Raw genomic sequence first — 21,021 nt, forward strand, 5'->3', positions numbered from 1 at the left:
GGGTTAGATCTTACATGCGCCGCCAGCGCAACTGTCATCTTCTTTCTCAATGGCAGTGATATCGTCATGACTATCTGAAGCTCCATCACGAGTATTGTGATAGTAAAGTGTCTTCACACCATATTTGTAAGCGGTTAATAAGTCTTTTAACAGTACCTTCATCGGTACACGGCCACCCTCAAAGCGAGAAGGGTCGTAGTTGGTGTTTGCTGAAATCGACTGATCGACGAACTTCTGCATTAAACCAACTAGCTGTAAGTAACCATCGTTATTAGGCATTTGCCATAGTAACTCATAGCTATACTGGTACTTTTCAAAGTCAGGTACCACTTGCTTTAGCTGACCATCTTTACTCGCTTTTACGCTGATCAAACCACGTGGTGGCTCAATGCCGTTTGTTGCGTTAGAGATCTGTGAAGAGGTCTCTGATGGCATTAGTGCTGAAAGCGTTGAGTTACGTAGACCATGAGTTTTGATCTCTTCACGTAGTGTTTCCCAGTCAAGATGTAATGGCTCATCACAAATCTTGTCTAAGTCACGCTTATAGGTGTCAATTGGTAAAATACCCTTAGCGTAAGTTGTCTCATGGAAAGCAGGGCAAGCGCCTTGCTCTTGAGCCAGCTTCATTGACGCTTTCAATAGATAGTATTGAATGGCTTCAAATGTTTTATGGGTAATGCCGTTAGCTGAACCATCAGAGTAACGTACACCTTCTTTTGCTAAGTAGTTAGCAAAGTTAATCACGCCGATACCTAAAGTACGACGGTTCATCGATGCTTTCTCAGCAGAGATGATTGGGTAGTCTTGATAATCAAGTAAGTTATCAAGCGCACGCACAGCTAAATCGGCTAATGGTTCTAGCTCTTCAAGCTTCTTAATTGCACCTAGGTTAAGTGCTGATAGCGTACAAAGTGCAATTTCACCATCTGGGTCGTTAATGTTATTTAACGGCTTAGTTGGCAACGCAATCTCAAGACATAAGTTAGACTGACGGACCGGTGCAACCTTAGAATCAAATGGGCTGTGAGTATTACAGTGATCCACGTTCTGTATGTAGATACGACCTGTAGAGGCGCGCTCTTGCATCATAAGTGAGAATAACTCAACCGCTTTGATCTGCTTTTTGCGGATGCTCGGGTCAGCTTCATACTTAAGGTATAGACGCTCAAATTCTTCCTGATCTTCGAAGAATGCATCGTACATACCTGGTACGTCTGATGGGCTGAACAAGCTGATCATGCCACCTTGAACCAAACGCTGGTACATGACTTTGTTAATTTGTACACCGTAATCCAAGTGACGGATACGGTTGTCATCGACACCACGGTTGTTCTTTAATACCAATAATGACTCAACTTCTAAATGCCACATTGGGTAGAAAAGAGTCGCAGCACCACCACGAACGCCGCCTTGTGAACAAGATTTAACCGCCGTTTGGAAATACTTATAAAATGGCAAACAACCCGTATGGAATGCTTCACCGCCACGAATAGGGCTACCTAGTGCGCGAATACGACCGGCATTGACACCAATACCAGCACGCTGAGAGACGTATTTTACGATTGAAGAAGACGTCGCGTTGATAGAGTCTAAACTATCACCACATTCAATCAATACACACGAGCTGAATTGACGAGTAGGCGTACGCACGCCAGCCATGATTGGCGTTGGTAGCGAGATCTTAAATGTTGAAGTAGCATCATAAAAGTCTTTAACGTATTGAAGGCGCGTATCCTTTGGGTACTTCGCAAATAAGCAAGCAGCAACCAAGATATATAAGAACTGCGCACTTTCATAAATTTCGTGACTAACACGGTTTTGTACTAAATATTTACCCTCTAACTGCTTTACCGCAGCGTAAGAGAAGTTCATATCACGCCAGTGATCGATATAACTATCTAAGATATCAATCTCTTCTTTTGTGTAGTCTTCTAAAATATGCTGGTCGTACTTACCAAGCTCAACAAGGTTTACTACGTGCTCGTAAAGCTTAGGCGGCTCAAATTGACCGAACGCTTTTTTACGTAGATGGAATACAGCTAAGCGCGCTGATAAAAATTGGTAATCAGGTGATTCAGGAGAAATTAAGTCTGCAGCGGCTTTAATGATAGTCTCATGGATAGCTTCAGTTGCAATACCGTCGAAAAATTGTAGGTGAGAACGTAGCTCAACTTCCGATACAGAGACATTGTTTAGTCCCTTTGCTGCCCATTCAATAACGCGATGGATTTTGTCGAGATCGATCGTCTCACGTTCGCCACTACGCTTTGTGACTGTCATATTGCTATTCATTAAAGATAGACCTTGGTTTTTATATTTATGAAAGTGACCTGTTCAGGTTCACCGTACGTTTCCCTGTAAACAAACAGTTTTAACCGTAAAAACGGAGAGTTCCTTTTTGTTGACACAAACGACTAAATAGTGCCTGCTTAAGTCTCTCACACACAATATATGGTGTTTTTAGATTTAATAGCTACAAGATAGTGAGGTTATGGGATTTTTGCAAGTGGGAATTTATGGGACAAGTTGTGGATATCTTGAGGATAATCTTAAGTGTTAGTAAAGGCTAACCGTTAAAGCTTGTTTTGATTTGACTTCCTTGTGAATGGAGAAGATTTAAGCAAATAAAAATGATCGTTAAGATCGCAGTTTACTTGAGCGATCGTTAGCGATCATTTTAAGTGGCGCAAAGTGCTAAGTTATTCTTTGTGGAAACAATCAACCGTTGCCGGAAGCGCTGTTGATTTAAAACTATTCTAAAATGACGCAAATCAAAGTGGAACATGTTTATTATCTAGTCTGATTTTTAACCTAATTTACTGAAAAATTCGACTAATTGCTCACCAGATACAAAGCTTAAATCTGCTGGCCAGGCGTTTGGGTTATCCTGATCGCTTATATAACCCCATGCTGCAAGCCCTGATATCATACCAGCAGCTTTTGCTGCGACTAAATCTCGCTCTGCATCACCTAAATATAAAATATGCTTAGGAGACACTTTGAGTTGCTGGGCGCCTAAGAACATTGGCGCTGTATGGGGCTTGGAGTGCAAAGTCGTATCGCCACTGACTATGGCTGGCATTTGAGGGGTTAAACCGAGTCGGTTTAGCAGTGGTCGAGTAAAACGTGCTGGTTTATTCGTTATGACGCCATAAGGAATTGCAAGTTCAGTTAGCCGTTGTAAAAAGTTTTCCAGCCCCGAAAATAGTTTGCAATTATCGCCATTTACCTGTTGATAATGATCAAACAGCGATTGTTGTAGCGCTGGGATTTCATCATCTTTTACTTTCGGTATCGCTGCTTTAATCATGGCAATACTGCCATGAGAAGCGCTAGCTCTTAACTGAGCAAATGGCACTGGTTCGTATCCATTTACTTGAAGGGTCATATTTAACGCTGTGACCATGTCCGGGGCGGTATCAGCAAGCGTGCCATCTAAATCAAATAGCACGCCTTTAATCTGCTTAGCCTTAATCATGTTTGACTGTAGCAATCATGTAATTAACTTCTAAACTTTTGGTGTATCTAAAAATATCAGTGATTGGGTTATAAGTTATCCCAACAGCGTCCTTACAAAACAACTCAGCTTGATCTGCAAGTCCGATTAATTCCGAAGGTTTAATAAATTTATTATGATCGTGGGTACCCACAGGCAACATCTTTAATAGATACTCAGCGCCGAGGATAGTCTCTATATAAGCACGAATATTACGATTAATGGTTGAGAAGAATACATATCCACCTGGTTTAACCATATCGGCACAAGCCTGAATGACAGAACTTGGGTCTGGAACATGCTCAAGCATTTCCATACAGGTTACAACGTCGTATTGGCCACGGTGTTCATCCCTGTGCGCTTCGGCAGTGTTTTTAACGTAGTTAATGCTAACGCCGGATTCGAGTGCATGTAGTCTTGCAACATCAAGCGGTTCGTCACCCATGTCTAGACCTGTTACGTTGGCACCTATTTTAGCCATACTTTCAGACAAAATACCGCCGCCGCAACCGACATCTAAAACTTGTTTGCCAAATATTCCGCCTGTAGTCTGGTCGATATAGTTAAGGCGTAATGGGTTTAAATTATGCAACGGCTTAAATTCGCCATTTGGATCCCACCATGTGGCGGCCATTTTCTCAAATTTCGCAATCTCTTGTGGATCGACATTATTATGTGTTTGCACTTAAATTACCTCAGAGCGACAAATCCGTCTTTTGGCCACATTATAATGATTAGCGCTAAGAAACAAAGCAGTTATAGAGCTGTTTGATACTTATTGTACAAAGTGGGCAATTAATGCGCTTATGCCTTGATTTTAATCAAGTGAATTAGCTTTTGTCGCTTATTTAAAATGAATCCAAATTTGGGTCTAGCGCCATCAAATAACTGTGTTAGAATGCCAAATCACGTTTTCAAGCATAGCTATTCTAGGAAAAAGGAATAGCACGCTAAATTTCAGGGGATCGAGCAGTTTATGACTGATCTGGCTTCATCTATAACACCAATTAATATTGAAGACGAATTAAAAAATTCATACTTAGATTACGCCATGAGCGTAATTGTAGGCCGTGCACTACCGGACGTTCGTGACGGTTTAAAGCCTGTGCACCGTCGCGTACTGTTCGCCATGAGCGAACTGAAAAACGACTGGAACAAGCCTTATAAAAAGTCTGCTCGTGTTGTTGGTGACGTAATTGGTAAATATCACCCACATGGTGATACAGCCGTATATGACACTATTGTTCGTTTGGCTCAGCCATTCTCAATGCGTTACCCACTTATTGACGGTCAAGGTAACTTCGGTTCTGTTGACGGTGATGCGGCAGCGGCAATGCGTTATACCGAAATCCGTATGGACAAGGTGGCGCACCAATTACTAGCTGACTTAGAAAAAGAAACCGTAGATTTTGTACCTAACTACGATGGTACTGAATTTATTCCAGCAGTATTACCGACACGTATTCCTACATTACTAGTGAATGGCTCGTCAGGTATTGCTGTTGGTATGGCAACTAACATTCCTCCACATAACTTAAGTGAAGTGATTGCGGGTTGTTTAGCGCTGATTGAAGAACCAGCGTTATCTATTGAACAGTTAATGGAATACATTCCAGGTCCTGATTTCCCAACAGCAGCAATCATTAATGGCCGTAAGGGCATTATCGACGCATACAAAACAGGCCGTGGTCGTGCTGTAATGCGTGCTCGCGCTGAAATCGAGGAAGAGAATGGTCGTGAACGTATTATCGTTCATGAAATTCCATATCAAGTTAACAAAGCGCGTCTGATTGAAAAGATTGCCGAGCTAGTTAAAGATAAAAAGATTGAAGGCATTAGCGGCCTGCGCGACGAGTCTGACAAAGACGGTATGCGTATTGTTATCGAGATCAAGCGCGGTGAAGTGGGTGAGGTTGTACTAAATAACCTTTATGCACAAACACAAATGCAATGTTCTTTTGGTATTAACATGGTAGCGCTGACTAATGGTCAGCCTAAACTGTTTAACCTAAAAGAGATGCTAGAGTGCTTTATCCTTCACCGTCGTGAAGTAGTAACTCGTCGTACTGTATTTGAATTGCGTAAAGCGCGTGAGCGTGCACATATTCTAGAAGCATTAGCGGTAGCATTAGCTAACATCGATCCAATTATTGCTTTAATTAAAGCCTCTCCAACGCCAGCAGAAGCGAAAGTTAAGCTTGTTGCGCAAGGTTGGGAGCTTGGTCATGTTAAAGGTATGCTTGAAAAAGCAGGTGATGATGCAGCACGTCCTGAATGGTTAGAGCCAGAGTACGGAATTCGTGATGGCCAATACTTCTTAACGGAACAGCAAGCACAAGCGATTCTTGAATTGCGCCTACACCGCTTAACCGGTTTAGAACACGATAAGATTATTGCTGAGTATGAAGAGCTTCTTCAAATCATTGCTGAATTACTGCATATTCTAGCTAGCCCGCAGCGCTTGATGGAAGTGATCAAAGAAGAGTTAGAAGAGGTGCTAACGAACTTTGGTGATGAGCGTCGAACAGTGATCAACGCTAACGAAGTTGATATGAGTCTAGAAGACTTGATCAATGAAGAAGACGTTGTCGTGACATTGTCACATCTGGGTTACGCTAAGTACCAAGCATTGACTGATTACCAAGCACAACGCCGTGGTGGTAAGGGTAAAGCAGCGACTAAAGTGAAAGACGAAGATTTCGTAGAGAAACTATTGGTTGCTAACACTCACGATACCATTTTGTGTTTCTCTGACTTTGGCAAGATGTACTGGCTGAAGGTTTACCAGTTACCACTAGCTAGCCGCACAGCTCGTGGTCGCCCAATTGTTAACTTATTGCCATTGGCTGAAGGTGAGCGCATTACTGCAATTCTACCTGTACGTGAATATGCTGAAGATAAGTACATTATCATGGCAACATCACACGGTACGGTGAAGAAGACAGCATTAACGGCATACAGCAATCCACGCGCAAACGGTATTATCGCGGTTAACCTGAAAGATGGCGATCAGTTGATTGGTGTTGATATTACCGACGGTAACGACGACATCATGCTGTTCTCTAACGAAGGTAAAGTCGTTCGCTTTAATGAAAAAGCGCGTAGCTCTGAAACGGGTGAAGTGAAGATTGACCCTGAAACAGGCGAAGAAATTGTTGCTCTTCGTGCTATGGGCCGTACTGCTACAGGTGTTCGTGGTATTAAGCTCGAAGATGGTCAAACTGTCGTTTCGTTAATCGTACCAAAAGGTGACGGCGCTATCTTAACTGTGACTGAAAACGGTTACGGTAAGCGTACAGAACTTTCTGAATACCCAGCTAAGAGTCGTGGTACTAAGGGCGTGGTGTCTATTAAAGTTAGCGAACGTAATGGTGCCGTAGTCGGTGCTGTACAAGTTGGCGGTAATGACGAAATCATGCTAATTAGTAATAAGGGCACGTTGGTTAGAACTCCAGCTGAAGGTGTGTCGACTATTGGTCGTAACACTCAAGGTGTGACAATTATTCGTACTGCTGAAGAAGAGAAAGTTGTTGGTCTACAGCGTATCGATGAAATTCAGGTACCAGAAGTAGAGCTTGATGAAGAGGGTAATCCTATCGTCACTGAAGCGACCTCTGAAACTGAAGGTCAAGAAGTGACTAGTTCGGAAGATGCGCAAGCGGAAAGTACTGACACTCCAAAGACTGAAGATTAATTGCATCTGAATGGTGATTAGTTAGTCTTATGAAAAAAGGATGCCATTGGCATCCTTTTTTACTTTATGAATAAAGCTTATCAAAAACAACGATCAAAGTTTTTAATAAGCTTTACTACAATCGTCTGATTTTAAGAAAGTAACTATTATCCAAGCAACTCTAGGTCTTGCGTTAAAAGTCATTGCTTTTTAGTTAGCTCTCCGTTGAGGTTGAAGCCATCTTTAAAGGCCTAAAATAAAAAAGCCACCTTTTGATTGGTGGCTATTTTAAGCTTTAAACGATAGATTTGATTCAGTGACTTGGATTTACATCCCGAGCTTATCTGCTTGTCTAAATGCGTCTCGCCAGAACGTTGAACTTAACTGTGCAATGACTCGTGATTCGCCATTGAGTAACATTGCCATACCAATATTTAACTCAGGTGAGTAAGAGATCTCTGCCACATAACCTGCAACCCATCCCGCATGATAGATTAGTGGACGGCCATTAAATTCATATACGCGCCAGCCTTTACCGTAGTGTGCGCTATCTAGGTATTGTCGCCAATCACGGCGTCGCAGCTCTCTTGTCGTTTTAACGCCAGGGCTGGTGACATCTCTAATAATGCTAACGGGCAGAATATCAGGATTTTGGCCTAAGTTAGCTATCAGCCACTTCGACATATCATTAATGCTGGCATTGACGCCAGCAGCAGGTGCAAGTTGATAGTAGTTAGGCTTTACTTTGACTTGTTTAAATCCATGCTTGGTTTTGACATGAGGTTCTGCGCGATTCTTTGTTTGTTGAAAAGCATTGTAACCGACTGAAGCTGAGTTCATTTTTAACGGTGAAAAGATTCGTTGTTGTAATAAGTCTTGATAACTATGTTTAGACTCTTTTTCAATAGCACTTTGAATAAATGAAAACGCCACATTTTGATATCCATAGCAAATCCCCGGTTTACATATAGGCGTAAGCTCATCAAACATATCGATGATCTTAGTCATCTTTACATTGCTATTTATCAGGTTGTCATAACTATTAGGCATTAATCCCGTACTATGACCAACAATATGCCCAAGGTTGATATCTTTTGTTAGTTGCACACTGGCTAAACTAAATTCAGGAACATAACGAGTAATAGGCTGTTGCCAGTCAAGTTTCCCTTCATTAACGAGCATAGAAGCTAGTGTGCCCGCAAATGTTTTTGAAACCGAGGCGAGTCTAAATACGGTATCTGCGTTAATATTTTTGCTGCCACCTTTGCTACGTTTACCATAGCTGCTTAATTTTATCACTTTATCAGTATCAACAATCACAAAGGCGCCGCCAGGCACTTTGTTACTTTTTAACTCTTTATGGAATTGTTTTTTAAAGCTATCTGCAAGCGGTGAATATGGAGATTGTGCAGCAAAGGCCTGTTGCAAAGGTAGAGTAGCGCTAATAGATAGTGCGCCGAAAACAAACATAGGTTTTAAAAACATGTACAGATCCAATGTGCCGTTTAAACGGTCTGGTTAGTATATTTTACTTTTATACATAGCAACTAATTAATGTAGTTACTTTAAGTTTTGCGTTAGATGTTAAATTTAATGGTTCGTTTTTTAGACAGGAAAAATAGCTAAAGCTATGCCTTAGTGTCGTTATTTGGCAATTTAGTCATTTTTGCGAGCCTTTATAAACTTATTGAAGCTGATTTTAACAAAAACAGTCACTAATATGAAAATAAAAACACCTTATTAACCAAAATGATGGCGAAGAACATTCGATGGAATTTTTCATGTTAGCAATACTGCAGTTAGGATATACTGCTAATCAGAATGCAAATAACCTAATGTATCTACTAATAACGATAGAAGGATCATACTGTGAGCGCGATTTTTAATTTCTGTGCAGGCCCTGCGATGTTGCCTCAAGCTGTAATGCAAAAGGCTCAGAAAGAATTATTGAATTGGAATGACCAAGGTGTTTCCGTAATGGAAGTCAGTCATCGCAGTAAGGAATTTATCGCGTTAACCGAGCAAGCCGAGTCTGATTTACGAGAGTTGATGCAGATCCCTGCTAATTACCATGTTTTATTTATGCATGGTGGTGGGCGAGGGCAGTTTTCTGCCGTAGTAAATAACTTTTTAGGTAATGATGGTAAGGCGCTATACCTTGTTGATGGCAGCTGGTCTCAAGCGGCAGTAGAAGAAGCGATAACGCTTGCTGGCGAAAACAATGTTGATACGCTCAACATTGTAGATTTAGTTGACGGTGTAAAGCAGGTTTGTTTGCCTGATTTAAGTGTAATCGATAAAGATTACCGTTATGTTCATTATTGTCCGAATGAGACTGTTGATGGCATCGAGATCTTTGAACAATTAAATAGTCCTTGGCCAGTAGTCGCCGATATGTCTTCAAATATTCTATCGCGCAATATCGATGTCAGTCAGTTTGGTTTGATTTATGCGGGCGCTCAAAAGAACATTGGTCCATCAGGTCTAAGTATTGTAATTGTCCGTGATGATCTGCTGGCACTTCCAAGCTTGCCACAATCATCGATTATGGATTATCGCTTAGCAGTAAAAAATGATTCGATGTATAACACGCCGCCAACATTTGCTTGGTACCTAGCGGCAGAAGTCTTTAGCTGGCTTAAAGCAAGCGGTGGTGTCGCACAAATGGAACAGGCTAACATTGAAAAGGCGCAGCGCCTTTACCAATGCATCGATGAGCTTGAATTCTATGTGAGTGGCGTAGCCAAGCAAAACCGCAGTCGAATGAACGTGACATTCCAATTAGCCAATGAGGGATTGGATGGATTGTTTTTAGAGCAAGCTAAAGCGGCTGGGTTAGTTGCACTTAAAGGCCATCGCAGTGTTGGCGGGATGCGCGCAAGTCTTTACAACGCAATGCCTATAGAAGGTGTTGATGCGTTAGTGAGCTTTATGAAGCAATTTGCTACAGAAAATAGTTAATATCTGCTGATATTAAAAAAGCCGATAATGACAATATTATCGGCTTTTTATTGCGACTTGCTTTAGCTGGTAATGCTTGTGCGCAAGTCGTTGATATCAGTACTGATGGTGACGTTACGAAATCACTTTAGCGATAGATTCAGCTAAATAATCCACATTACCAGTGCCAATGCCAGCAATACTAATACGGCTAGAGTCGACCATATAAACGCTATAGTGCTGCTGTAGTTCTGCGACTTGATCTTCGGTTATGCCTAAGAACGAGAACATGCCTTTTTGCGCTGCAATAAAGTCAAAGTTGCGCTGTACTCCTTTTTGCTTGAGCTTATTGACTAGCATCGCTCGGTTACCGTTTATACGCTCACGCATTACGGTTAGTTCATCTAACCATTGTTGTTTTAATTCTTCTGAACCTAAAATCGTTTCAACAATGGCTGCGCCGTGGGCTGGCGGCATAGAATAAATACAACGAACGACATATAACAGTACCGAGAATGCAATATCTGCACGAGACGCATCACTACCTATAATGGTACAAGCCCCAATCCGCTCACGGTATAAGCCAAAGTTCTTCGAGCATGAGCTACATAAAATCATGTTATTGACTGCAGCAGCCATCTTACGCACGCCATAGGCGTCTTCATCAACACCGTCTCCAAAACCTTGGTATGCCATATCGATAAGCGGGGTAAAGCCTTGCTCAACAGTAAGCGCAATAATCTCATCCCATTGTGCTGTGGTTAAGTCCATGCCGCTTGGGTTGTGACAGCAAGCGTGCAGAAGCACCACATCATCAGCACTAACGTTTGACAGTGCGGCTTTCATTTCAGTAAATTTGAGCGATTTACTGTCATAATCATAATAAGGATAGGTTTTTACCGTGATCCCTGCTGCTTCAAATAAACCAGTATGGTTTGCCCAGGTTGGGTCGCTTACCCACAGCGTCGCATTTGGATTGCAGCGCTTAATAAAGTCTGCTGCAACACGAAGGGCGCCGGTACCGCCAGGAGTTGAGACTGTGCGTACTCGGTTGGCCAATAAGGCAGGGTTATCGATACCAAAAGCAAGCTCTGACATTAAGCGATTAAAGTCTGGTGATCCTGTTGGTCCGATGTAAACTTTGGTTGACTCCATATCTAAACGAAACTTTTCAGCTCTTTTTACACAGTCAAGAATAGGTGTATGGCCCGATTCATCTTTATAGACCCCAACTCCTAAATCCACTTTTTGAGAATGTGTATCTTCGCGGTATTTTGTAAGCAAGCCTAAGATTGGATCAGCTGGCATAGCGGTCAATTTGTTGAACATGGCTGTAATTACCTTTTTTGTGTTCGGCTATTGTTAAGCCGCTTATCATTATAGGATTAGAGTAACGTATTCATCCTTAAATTGAACAGCTTTAAAGGTATTTTTCATGGTGAATTATTTTGGCAATTAAATATTCCACTTACTTATTTTTAGTCATGATGATGGTATTTACAGGCTGAAATAAGTTGTCATTTTTCTTACTTGAACATAATTTACCTATTAAAGGCCTATTTTAGTAAAAAAGTGTTGAATCCTACGCGTCAATGAGTAACTTTATACCTACGAAGTTCAAACAAACGCAAAGTGGCTGGCATTTTGTCGTGATGCCATTTTAAAAACAGACCGCTCTGTTTAATCACAGCCAATTAGCATGAACATCTACTGTTAACCCGCAGGCGAGTTTGACTCCTGCAGCAATAATAAGAAGTACGCAATGAATCAATTACGTTTAGAGCCGATTGAAAAAGTGTCAGGTACGATTAATATCCCTGGTTCAAAAAGTATTTCAAATCGCGCTTTATTATTGGCCACCCTTGCAGAGGGAACTACGACACTCACCAACTTATTAGATTCTGACGATATTCGTTATATGTTGGCATCGTTAAAGCAGTTGGGCGTAAACTATCGACTTTCCGAAAATAATACAGTGTGTGAGTTAGACGGCCTCGCTGGTCCACTTAATGCCCTTGAACCACAAACGCTATTTTTAGGCAATGCAGGTACGGCTATGCGTCCTTTGTGCGCTGCACTGACCTTAGGCCAAGGGCAGTTCACATTAACAGGTGAACCGCGTATGGAAGAACGGCCTATTGGTGATCTCGTTGATGCGCTTCGTCAATTAGGTGCTGAAGTCGATTACCTTAAAGTGGAAGGCTTCCCGCCACTCACGATTAACTCAACTGGTCTTAACGGCGGTGATGTTGAAATAGCTGGCGACTTGTCTAGCCAATTCTTAACTGCGCTTTTAATGGTTGCACCGCTGGCTCAAGGTGATGTAAATATCAAAATTAAGGGGGAGCTCGTATCTAAGCCTTATATTGATATTACCTTAGCATTAATGGCTCAGTTCGGCGTAACGGTTGAAAATAATGATTACGTATCTTTCGTCATCAAAGCGGGCCAACGTTATGTTTCACCTGGCAAAGTGTTAGTTGAAGGCGACGCATCATCTGCTTCATACTTTTTAGCTGCTGGTGCGATTAAAGGCGGTGAAGTAAAAGTTACAGGCGTTGGTAAGCTATCTATCCAAGGCGATGTTAAGTTTGCTGATGTGCTTGAACAAATGGGCGCAGAAATAGAGTGGGGCGACGATTATATTATTGCTCGCCAAGCAAAGTTAACAGCTGTTGATTTGGACATGAATCATATCCCTGATGCTGCAATGACTATCGCAACGGCGGCTTTGTTCGCAACGGGTACCACCCATATTCGTAATATCTATAACTGGCGTATAAAAGAGACTGACCGTCTTGCGGCTATGGCGACTGAACTGCGAAAGGTCGGTGCGATAGTTGATGAAGGGCACGATTATATTAGCGTGACACCTCCAGAGGTGCTCAATACTGCGGCAATCGATACCTATAATGATCACCGTATGGCAATGTGTTTTTCTATGATGGCTTTTGCTGATTGTGGCATAACGATTAATGAGCCCGAATGTACGTCAAAAACATTTCCGGACTATTTCAATCAATTCAAAGCTCTCGCACAATAACAATATAATTCTGTAGGCTATGATATAAGTCAGGTTGCGCACTCGCAACCTGACAGTTTGCTGAATCAAGTTCCCGAATATTTGAAGTTTTTACCGCTTTCTCAAGTTACTTGGTTTATAATGCGCGCGCTCATTTTTCAGTTATATCAAGGAAGATGGAATTTCTTGTGGAGGATTTTATGTCAGAAAGGGCGCCTGTTGTCACTGTTGACGGCCCAAGCGGTGCGGGAAAAGGTACTATTAGTCAGTTACTTGCTGAGCGTTTAGGCTACAAGTTACTCGACAGTGGTGCGATCTACCGTGTATTAGCCTTAGCCGCTATTCATCACAACGTAGAACTGGATAACGAGGAGTCGTTGACCCTACTTGCAGCGCATTTAGATGTGCAGTTCATTACGGGTAACGAAAATAAAGGAATTAAAGTTGTATTAGAGGGCGAAGACGTGTCACTTACGATACGTAGTCAAGAATGCTCTAATGCCGCTTCTAAGGTCGCCGCGTTCCCTCGTGTTAGGGAAGCGTTATTACGTCGCCAGCGTGCTTTTGCTGAAGCCCCTGGTCTTATTGCTGACGGACGTGACATGGGAACAATCGTATTCCCAGCGACACCCGCTAAATTGTATTTAACTGCATCAGCGGAAGAAAGGGCGCAAAGACGCTATAATCAGTTGCAGGACAAGGGCTTCGATGTTAATATCGATCAACTTTTGTCTGAGATTAAAGAGCGTGACGACCGCGATATGAATCGTAGTGTCGCTCCTTTGGTGCCTGCCGAAGACGCACTAGTTATCGATACGACTAATATAAACATTGAAGATGTGTTGGACTTAGCACTAACGCATATTCATAAAAAACTTCAAGTACCTGCATAAGTAGGTACTTAACTATTCGTTACATGGATGGAACGAATTATTAATCTGACTCCACGTCCAGGATGGTCCGTGGTTTATAAAGAAAGTAACTTAAACATGACTGAATCTTTTGCTGATCTATTTGAACAATCCCTTAATGAACTTGAATTCCGTCCTGGTTCTATCGTACGTGGTGTAGTTGTAGCCATCGAAAACGGTATGGTACTAGTTGACGCAGGTCTTAAGTCTGAAAGCCCAATCCCAGCTGAACAGTTCAAGAACGCTCAAGGCGCTCTAGAAATCGCAGTTGGCGACGAAGTTGACGTAGCTCTTGACTCTGTTGAAGATGGTTTTGGTGAAACTCAACTTTCTCGTGAGAAAGCTAAGCGTCACGAAGCTTGGATCGTTCTAGAAAAAGCGTACGAAGATGCTGAAACTGTAATCGGTATCATCAATGGTAAGGTTAAAGGCGGTTTCACTGTTGAATTAAACGGTATCCGTGCATTCCTACCTGGTTCTCTAGTAGATGTTCGCCCAGTTCGCGATACAGCTCACCTAGAAAACAAAGAATTAGAATTCAAAGTTATCAAGCTTGACCAGAAGCGCAACAACGTTGTTGTTTCTCGTCGTGCAGTTATTGAATCTGAAAGCAGCGCAGAGCGTGATGCTCTTCTTGAGAACCTTCAAGAAGGTCAATCAGTTAAAGGTATCGTTAAGAACCTTACTGACTATGGTGCATTCGTTGATCTTGGTGGTGTTGACGGTCTTCTACATATCACTGATATGGCTTGGAAGCGTGTTAAGCACCCATCTGAAATCGTTAATGTTGGTGACGAAATCAACGTTAAAGTTCTTAAGTATGACCGTGAGCGTACACGCGTATCACTAGGTCTTAAGCAACTTGGCGAAGATCCATGGTTAGAAATCAGCAAGCGCTACCCAGAAAACACACGTTTGACTGGTCGCGTAACTAACCTAACTGACTACGGTTGTTTCGTTGAAATTGAAGAAGGCGTTGAAGGTCTTGTTCACGTTTCTGAAATGGATTGGACTAACAAGAACATCCACCCATCTAAGGTTGTTAACCTAGGTGACGAAGTTGAAGTTCTAGTTCTTGACATCGATGAAGAGCGTCGTCGTATCTCTCTAGGTCTTAAGCAATGTAAGACTAACCCATGGGATGATTTCGCTGAGCGTTTCAACAAAGGCGACAAAGTTTCTGGTAAGATCAAGTCAATCACTGACTTCGGTATCTTCATCGGTCTTGACGGCGGCATCGACGGTCTAGTTCACCTTTCTGATATTTCTTGGAACGGTACTGGCGAAGACGCAGTTGCTGAATACAAGAAAGGCGACGAAATCCACGCTGTAGTTCTTTCAGTAGACCCAGAGCGTGAGCGTATCAGCTTAGGCGTTAAGCAAACTGAAGACGATCCATTCAACGCATACCTTGCTGATAAGAAGAAAGGTGTAGTTGTTCATGGTGTTGTTACAGCAGTTGACGCAAAAGGTGTTACAATTGAACTAGCTGAGACTGTTGAAGGTTACCTTCGCGTTTCAGATATCTCTCGTGAGCGTATCGAAGATGCATCTACAGTTTACGCTGTAGGTGATAAAGTAGAATCTAAGTTCATGGGTGTGGATCGTAAGAACCGCACTATCAGCCTATCTATCCGTGCGAAAGATGAAGCTGAAGAGAAAGAAGCAATGGCTAGCTTGAACAAGCAAGATGACGTTGCAATGAGCAGCGCAATGGCTGAAGCTTTCAAAGCAGCTCGTAAATAATCGCCTTGAAGTTCAGGGGTGCTTGCACCCCTAAAAGGTGACTGTGTTTGGCTTGATAAATAGAGGGTATAGGATGACTAAATCCGAACTAATCGAAAAACTTGCCACTAGGCAGTCGCAGCTGTCTGCGAAAGAAGTGGAAGCAGCTATCAAAGAAATGTTGGAGCAAATGGCCGATACATTAGAAACCGGTGATCGTATTGAGATCCGTGGATTTGGTAGTTTCTCACTTCATTATCGTGCACCACGCACTGGCCGTAACCCAAAGACTGGAACATCAGTTGAATTGGAAGGCAAGTACGTACCGCACTTTAAGCCAGGCAAAGAACTGCGCGAACGTGTTGACGCTGTTAACTCGTAATTTACATTGTATTAAAAGCCTCCATTAGGAGGCTTTTTTATATCTAAAACTTAGGTATAGCTAGCTAGTTCTCTCATTTTCTTAGATAATCAAAGTTTACCTACGCGTTCAATGGAGCTTAACGTGAAGTCATTTATTATTGCCTTTTTAGTCGCTGCATTTTTTTTCCTAGCGCTTATCTTCGGGGCACGTAACGAACAAGTCGTAACGATTAGCTACTTTGTTGCTCAAGGAGAATTTAGGTTGCCAGTGGTTCTCGCGACCGTTTTCCTTGCTGGTTTTATCGTGAGTTGGATATTCGCGATGTACCATATAGCAGGACTTAAATTTGCATTGCGCCGTACTAAAAAACAATTGGCTATAGCTGAAGACAAATTGCTCGATTCGTCGATTGACGAATCACAAGCCAAAACAATGATTGCTAAACAAAGTAACGACAAAGAAGTAGACGCTTAATATGTTAGAGATCCTCTTTCTGCTTCTTCCTATCGCAGCTGGTTATGGCTGGTATATGGGCCGCAGAAGTGTCAGGCAAAAACAGACAAACCAACGTAAACAATTGAGCCGTGACTATTTTACGGGTCTTAATTTTCTATTGTCGAATGAATCCGATAAAGCAGTCGATCTTTTTATATCAATGTTAGATGTCGATGATGACACCATTGATACTCACCTTTCTTTAGGTTCCCTATTTCGGAAACGCGGTGAAGTTGACCGCTCTATCCGCATTCACCAAAATCTAATCGCAAGACCAAGCTTAACGACAGAGCAGCGAGATATTGCGATGATGGAACTTGGTAAAGATTACTTAGCAGCAGGTTTCTACGATCGCGCGGAAGAGATTTTTATTAATCTTGTTAGCCAAGAAGACCATAGTGAAGAGGCTGAAACTCAACTGATAGCCATCTATCAAGTCACTAAAGATTGGCAAAAAGCGATAGATATCATTAAGAAGCTTAAGCGTAAACGCCAAACTGAACTCAAACATGAAACGGCTCATTTTTATTGTGAGTTAGCTAATGTATCAGACGACGTAAATCAGAAACTTAAGCAGTTGCAATCAGCGATAAAACAAGATGCTCACTGTGGGCGCGCATTATTAACATTAGCAGAGCTATATTTAAAACAAGAAGATTATAAGGCGTCAAAACAAGCAATTGAGAAACTACTTAATACAGATGTTGACCTGTTTACAGATGTCCTTGCAACCGCTAAGCAAACGTACTTATTAACAGAGGATAGTATTGGCTATCAAGAGTTATTGCGAGAAGCTATCGCAAAAGGCGCGGGCGCTAGCGTGACGATTACGCTTGCGCAGCACATGATTGAACAAGGGCATCCTAAAGATGCTGAAAAGTTGATTATGGAAGGGTTAATAAGACATCCAACCATGAAAAGTTTCCAGCATTTGATGAAAATGCATTTGATCCAAGCAGAAGAAGGGCAAGCTAAAAAGAGTTTGTCGATGCTTGAGCAACTCGTAGAGCAACAGATTAAATACCGTCCGGGCTACCGCTGTAGAGAGTGTGGTTTCCCGTCGCACAGATTATATTGGCATTGCCCCTCATGTAAACAGTGGGGCAGCATTAAAAGAATTAGAGGTCTAGATGGTGAATAACCACTAGTCGCTAATTTAAATCATAAAACCGATAATACCCCGCAAAGCGATTGGAGAGATAATGACTGACAAGCCTATTTTAGTTGCCCTAGACTATGATAATAAGAATGATGCTTTGCAGCTAATTGATCAATTAGATCCAGAGATGTGCCGCCTTAAAGTCGGCAAAGAAATGTTTACCCTGTTTGGTCCGCAATTAGTGACTGATATTCACAGCCGTGGATTCGAGTTATTTTTAGACCTTAAGTTTCACGATATCCCAAATACAGTCGCTAAAGCGGTTACCGCAGCAGCAGAGCTGGGCGTATGGATGACTAATATCCACGCGACTGGCGGCTTAGCAATGATGGAAGCGGCTAAACGTGCACTTGAGCCATACGGCGACAAAGCGCCACTGCTAATTGCCGTTACTGTTTTAACCTCAATGAGCGATGAAGAGCTTAAGTTACTAGGGATCAATGTGCCTGCATCTGAACACGTATTGCGTTTAGCGGCACTAACGAAGCAAGCAGGCCTAGATGGCGTAGTTTGCTCGGCTCAAGAATCTAGCTTGTTAAAAGCAAAATTCGGCCAAGATTTTAAGCTTATTACACCGGGGATCCGCCCTGAAGGCAGTGACAAGGGCGATCAGCATCGAGTCATGACACCTTCGCAGGCGTTAACTGCAGGATCTGATTATTTAGTGATTGGCCGTCCTATTACCAAAGCGGCTGATCCACTAAAAGCATTACAAGCTATCTATCAAACAATTGCGTAATGTGTTGATGCCTAGTAGGTTAGGAAATAAATCATATGTAATGGTTTAAATTAACCTATAGGAGAGAAGTCACAATGTTTAGCTATCAAGGAAAGAACGTTGTTGTTGTCGGTGGTACCAGTGGAATTAATCTAGGTATTGCCATTCGCTTCTCTCAAGCGGGTGCAAACGTTGCAGTCGCAAGCCGCAGTGAAGACAAAGTCACTGCGGCAGTTGTACAATTGCAGCAAGCAAACAGTAGCGGCAATCATCTGGGTGTTTGTTTTGATGTCAGAGATCTACAAGCCTTAAAACAAGGTTTTGCAGAGATTGAAAAACACTTCGGTCATATTGATGTTCTAGTCAGCGGCGCTGCAGGTAACTTCCCATCTACTGCAGAAAATCTATCTGAAAATGGTTTTAAATCCGTCATGGATATCGACCTGTTAGGCAGTTTTCAGGTACTAAAACAAGCTTATCCGCTGATTAAACAGCAGGGCGGTGCCATTATTCAGATCTCAGCGCCACAAGCCTATGTACCTATGCCAATGCAAGTTCACGTTTGCGCCGCCAAAGCAGGTGTTGATATGTTAACTAAAACCTTGGCAATAGAGTGGGGCAGTAAAGGGATCCGCATCAATTCTATTGTTCCAGGTCCTATCGCTGGCACCGAAGGTTTTGATAGACTGGCACCTACTGCAGAATTACAAGAACATGTCGCTAAAGGCGTCCCGTTAAGACGTAATGGACAATGTGATGATATTGCTAATGCGGCGTTATTCTTAGCGTCAGATATGGCCTCTTACATAACGGGTACTGTATTACCTGTTGATGGTGGTTGGTCATTAGGTGGTGCTGGAGCGGCTATTGCCGAGATTGGACAATTGGCCCAACGCGGTTAAGTACAAAAATAAAGTAAAGTTAAATAGAGAAGTAAAGCTATGGCAAACCCATTTCAAGAGCAGCTGTTAAAAGCAGGCTTAGTCAGTAAACAGAAAGTAAAAGACACTAAAACGCAAAAGCGTCGTGATAGAAAAGCGAAAGTTGACGATGGCTCAGAAGCCTTAAAGCAAGAAATTGCTGCTAAGAAACAAGCGCAGATCGAAAAAGACAAACAGCTAAATGAACAGCGTTTTGCAGAAGCATCTGAAAAAGGCTTGGTACGTGGTCTTGTTACCGAGTTTAAAAAGTTTGCGATTACAGCACCAAAAGACGCAGAAATTAAGTTTAACTTTACCTTCGAGAACAAGATCTACTCATTATACGTCTCTGAAAAGATGCAAAGTGAACTGTTAAATGGTCACTTAGGGATCCTTCGTCACGAGGAAGTGAGTTACTTGGTACCACATAAACTGGCTGAGCGGGTTAACTTATTAGTGCCAGCTTGGGTAGGTTACCTATGGACTCAAGAAGAGAGCACTGAAGTTGTTGAAGAAGACGACCCATATGCAGATTATGTTATTCCAGATGATCTAATGTGGTAACCAACACAACTTACCAGCATTGAACAAAGCCATAATGATTCATTCATTGTGGCTTTTGTTTTATAGGCCGTTTGAACGTGTAGCTATCAATCGCTTCTTGCGGGGGGGGTCAGACACTGCTGCGAGACGCTGCACTTCTTTATAGCAGAAAGTATCCCTATACGCTTTGTGATGAAATTCATGTTATCGAAGCACGAAGCCGTATCTACACGGGATAATTGGCGTACTCATTTAGGTTAGTGTTGCTTGGTGTCTAACGCGGAAATGCACCGAAATGAGTTAGGCTTCGAATGAAGGAACATTACATTTTTTGGGGTAGGCTATCTGATAGCAAATTATGAGTTGCACCTTCATTGTTATTAATCGCCTGCCGCGGGCGCATGTGCAGGTACTGCCATGACACGCTGCAAGTCCTTACTTGGAAGCTCGTCCATGACGTCCTTGTCATGGACGATCACGGCCGCATCTACATTTGATCATTGGTGTTCCATTAGGGGAGCCGTGACTCGATATTTAACGCGGAAATGCCCCTTTATCAGTTTCACTACAAGAGTGTTGAGTAGCAGACGTTAATAGAAAACCTAATATGAAAAGCTTATGCATAGTCTTATCTTTTGATGAGATAGGGCATCTTTACACTAGCTGTACATATAAACAGTTATAATAAGCATTGTAAATTTTCAGCATTATTTTGGTGTAAGAAGGAAAGGGATTTAGAGTTAACAACTGCTAAGTGACTGTTTAAAAACATTTCTCCCCAATAGTTAAATCAAATTACGTCACAAATAAGTAAATTCTGGTTTTCACCATCAGAAGAGTCAGTGGGCTCACAAGACTATGTCTATTAAGATATTGATTAAAAAGATATTTAAAGTTACCTTGTTAGCAAAGGATTGACTAGGCTGACTGTTCTTATTCGGAAGTCAGCCTAATATACTGTTATCGTGTCATAAAAAACACGGAGCCTATATATTATAGGTGATACAGAAACTTTAGCTGTATATTTAAACAGTATTTAATTGGCTGTTTTTATC

16 protein-coding genes are annotated in these 21,021 nt (G+C 42.1%); 11 read left to right on the top strand and 5 right to left on the bottom strand.

From position 1 onward, the window contains the following. Positions 1–3: 3 nt before the first annotated feature. The 3 genes from nrdA to ubiG all read right to left on the bottom strand — a co-directional run bounded on the left by nrdA (position 4) and on the right by ubiG (position 4,181). Entirely contained in the window at positions 4–2,292 is a 2,289-nt protein-coding gene (nrdA, locus tag L2747_RS20325; protein WP_249000785.1) for a class 1a ribonucleoside-diphosphate reductase subunit alpha, read from the bottom strand. Between the two features lie 514 nt (positions 2,293–2,806). Beyond that, positions 2,807–3,475, bottom strand: coding sequence for an HAD family hydrolase (locus L2747_RS20330; RefSeq protein ID WP_249000799.1), 669 nt, complete (start codon positions 3,473–3,475; stop codon positions 2,807–2,809). Continuing rightward, positions 3,471–4,181 carry a bifunctional 2-polyprenyl-6-hydroxyphenol methylase/3-demethylubiquinol 3-O-methyltransferase UbiG gene (gene ubiG / locus L2747_RS20335; RefSeq protein WP_249000786.1) on the bottom strand — a complete coding sequence of 237 codons (711 nt, stop codon included), beginning with the start codon at positions 4,179–4,181 and terminating at the stop codon, positions 3,471–3,473. The genes L2747_RS20330 and ubiG overlap by 5 nt, the downstream gene beginning before the upstream one ends. A gap of 291 nt (positions 4,182–4,472) precedes the next feature. On the opposite strand from ubiG, the gene gyrA reads away from it, so the two are divergent. Beyond that, positions 4,473–7,190, top strand: coding sequence for a DNA gyrase subunit A (gyrA, locus tag L2747_RS20340; RefSeq protein ID WP_249000787.1), 2,718 nt, complete (start codon positions 4,473–4,475; stop codon positions 7,188–7,190). 306 nt (positions 7,191–7,496) lie between these two features. Here the strand turns inward: gyrA and L2747_RS20345 are convergent, their stop codons facing one another. Next, the gene (locus tag L2747_RS20345; RefSeq protein ID WP_249000788.1) at positions 7,497–8,654 is read right to left on the bottom strand and encodes a serine hydrolase domain-containing protein; all 1,158 of its coding nucleotides are present in this window, start codon (positions 8,652–8,654) and stop codon (positions 7,497–7,499) included. A gap of 384 nt (positions 8,655–9,038) precedes the next feature. Between L2747_RS20345 and serC the strand changes: the two genes are divergently transcribed. Next, positions 9,039–10,130 carry a 3-phosphoserine/phosphohydroxythreonine transaminase gene (gene serC, locus L2747_RS20350; RefSeq protein ID WP_249000789.1) on the top strand — a complete coding sequence of 364 codons (1,092 nt, stop codon included), beginning with the start codon at positions 9,039–9,041 and terminating at the stop codon, positions 10,128–10,130. A gap of 114 nt (positions 10,131–10,244) precedes the next feature. On the opposite strand, the gene L2747_RS20355 is transcribed toward serC, so the two are convergent. Then, positions 10,245–11,438, bottom strand: a complete 1,194-nt coding sequence (locus tag L2747_RS20355; protein ID WP_249000790.1) for an amino acid aminotransferase — start codon at positions 11,436–11,438, stop codon at positions 10,245–10,247. A gap of 433 nt (positions 11,439–11,871) precedes the next feature. Here L2747_RS20355 and aroA point away from each other — a divergent pair, with 433 nt between their 5' ends. The 9 genes from aroA to L2747_RS20400 all read left to right on the top strand — a co-directional run bounded on the left by aroA (position 11,872) and on the right by L2747_RS20400 (position 19,987). Beyond that, positions 11,872–13,152 (top strand): 3-phosphoshikimate 1-carboxyvinyltransferase, encoded by a 1,281-nt coding sequence (aroA, locus tag L2747_RS20360; RefSeq protein WP_249000791.1) that lies wholly within the window; start codon positions 11,872–11,874, stop codon positions 13,150–13,152. 179 nt (positions 13,153–13,331) lie between these two features. Further along, on the top strand, positions 13,332–14,024 hold the full coding sequence (gene cmk / locus L2747_RS20365) for a (d)CMP kinase (protein ID WP_249000792.1): 693 nt from the start codon (positions 13,332–13,334) through the stop codon (positions 14,022–14,024). Between the two features lie 96 nt (positions 14,025–14,120). Beyond that, on the top strand, positions 14,121–15,788 hold the full coding sequence (gene rpsA, locus L2747_RS20370; RefSeq protein WP_249000793.1) for a 30S ribosomal protein S1: 1,668 nt from the start codon (positions 14,121–14,123) through the stop codon (positions 15,786–15,788). 73 nt (positions 15,789–15,861) lie between these two features. Further along, a complete protein-coding gene (gene ihfB / locus L2747_RS20375) occupies positions 15,862–16,149 on the top strand; it encodes an integration host factor subunit beta (protein WP_220782316.1) in 288 nt (95 codons plus the stop codon). Positions 16,150–16,272: 123 nt separating this feature from the next. After that, positions 16,273–16,605, top strand: a complete 333-nt coding sequence (locus L2747_RS20380) for a LapA family protein (protein ID WP_249000794.1) — start codon at positions 16,273–16,275, stop codon at positions 16,603–16,605. Position 16,606: 1 nt separating this feature from the next. Beyond that, positions 16,607–17,767 (top strand): lipopolysaccharide assembly protein LapB, encoded by a 1,161-nt coding sequence (gene lapB / locus L2747_RS20385; RefSeq protein ID WP_249000795.1) that lies wholly within the window; start codon positions 16,607–16,609, stop codon positions 17,765–17,767. A gap of 61 nt (positions 17,768–17,828) precedes the next feature. Beyond that, complete coding sequence (gene pyrF, locus L2747_RS20390) at positions 17,829–18,524, top strand: orotidine-5'-phosphate decarboxylase (protein ID WP_249000796.1); 696 nt, start codon at positions 17,829–17,831, stop codon at positions 18,522–18,524. Positions 18,525–18,598: 74 nt separating this feature from the next. Next, positions 18,599–19,405 (top strand): SDR family oxidoreductase, encoded by an 807-nt coding sequence (locus tag L2747_RS20395; protein ID WP_249000797.1) that lies wholly within the window; start codon positions 18,599–18,601, stop codon positions 19,403–19,405. Positions 19,406–19,444: 39 nt separating this feature from the next. Continuing rightward, positions 19,445–19,987, top strand: a complete 543-nt coding sequence (locus tag L2747_RS20400; RefSeq protein WP_249000798.1) for a DUF2058 domain-containing protein — start codon at positions 19,445–19,447, stop codon at positions 19,985–19,987. The last annotated feature ends 1,034 nt before the right edge of the window (positions 19,988–21,021 follow it).

It is taken from the genome of Shewanella marinintestina, from assembly GCF_023283845.1.
Lineage (GTDB): Bacteria > Pseudomonadota > Gammaproteobacteria > Enterobacterales > Shewanellaceae > Shewanella > Shewanella marinintestina.

What these genes read in the sequence shown, in the direction of transcription:
- ihfB (WP_220782316.1), top strand. Translation starts at nt 15,862, where the DNA reads ATGACTAAATCCGAACTAATCGAAAAACTTGCCACTAGGCAGTCGCAG.
- rpsA (WP_249000793.1), top strand. Translation starts at nt 14,121, where the DNA reads ATGACTGAATCTTTTGCTGATCTATTTGAACAATCCCTTAATGAACTT.
- L2747_RS20400 (WP_249000798.1), top strand. Translation starts at nt 19,445, where the DNA reads ATGGCAAACCCATTTCAAGAGCAGCTGTTAAAAGCAGGCTTAGTCAGT.
- L2747_RS20355 (WP_249000790.1), bottom strand. Translation starts at nt 11,438, where the DNA reads ATGTTCAACAAATTGACCGCTATGCCAGCTGATCCAATCTTAGGCTTG.
- gyrA (WP_249000787.1), top strand. Translation starts at nt 4,473, where the DNA reads ATGACTGATCTGGCTTCATCTATAACACCAATTAATATTGAAGACGAA.
- cmk (WP_249000792.1), top strand. Translation starts at nt 13,332, where the DNA reads ATGTCAGAAAGGGCGCCTGTTGTCACTGTTGACGGCCCAAGCGGTGCG.
- L2747_RS20345 (WP_249000788.1), bottom strand. Translation starts at nt 8,654, where the DNA reads ATGTTTTTAAAACCTATGTTTGTTTTCGGCGCACTATCTATTAGCGCT.
- L2747_RS20395 (WP_249000797.1), top strand. Translation starts at nt 18,599, where the DNA reads ATGTTTAGCTATCAAGGAAAGAACGTTGTTGTTGTCGGTGGTACCAGT.
- nrdA (WP_249000785.1), bottom strand. Translation starts at nt 2,292, where the DNA reads ATGAATAGCAATATGACAGTCACAAAGCGTAGTGGCGAACGTGAGACG.
- pyrF (WP_249000796.1), top strand. Translation starts at nt 17,829, where the DNA reads ATGACTGACAAGCCTATTTTAGTTGCCCTAGACTATGATAATAAGAAT.
- aroA (WP_249000791.1), top strand. Translation starts at nt 11,872, where the DNA reads ATGAATCAATTACGTTTAGAGCCGATTGAAAAAGTGTCAGGTACGATT.
- lapB (WP_249000795.1), top strand. Translation starts at nt 16,607, where the DNA reads ATGTTAGAGATCCTCTTTCTGCTTCTTCCTATCGCAGCTGGTTATGGC.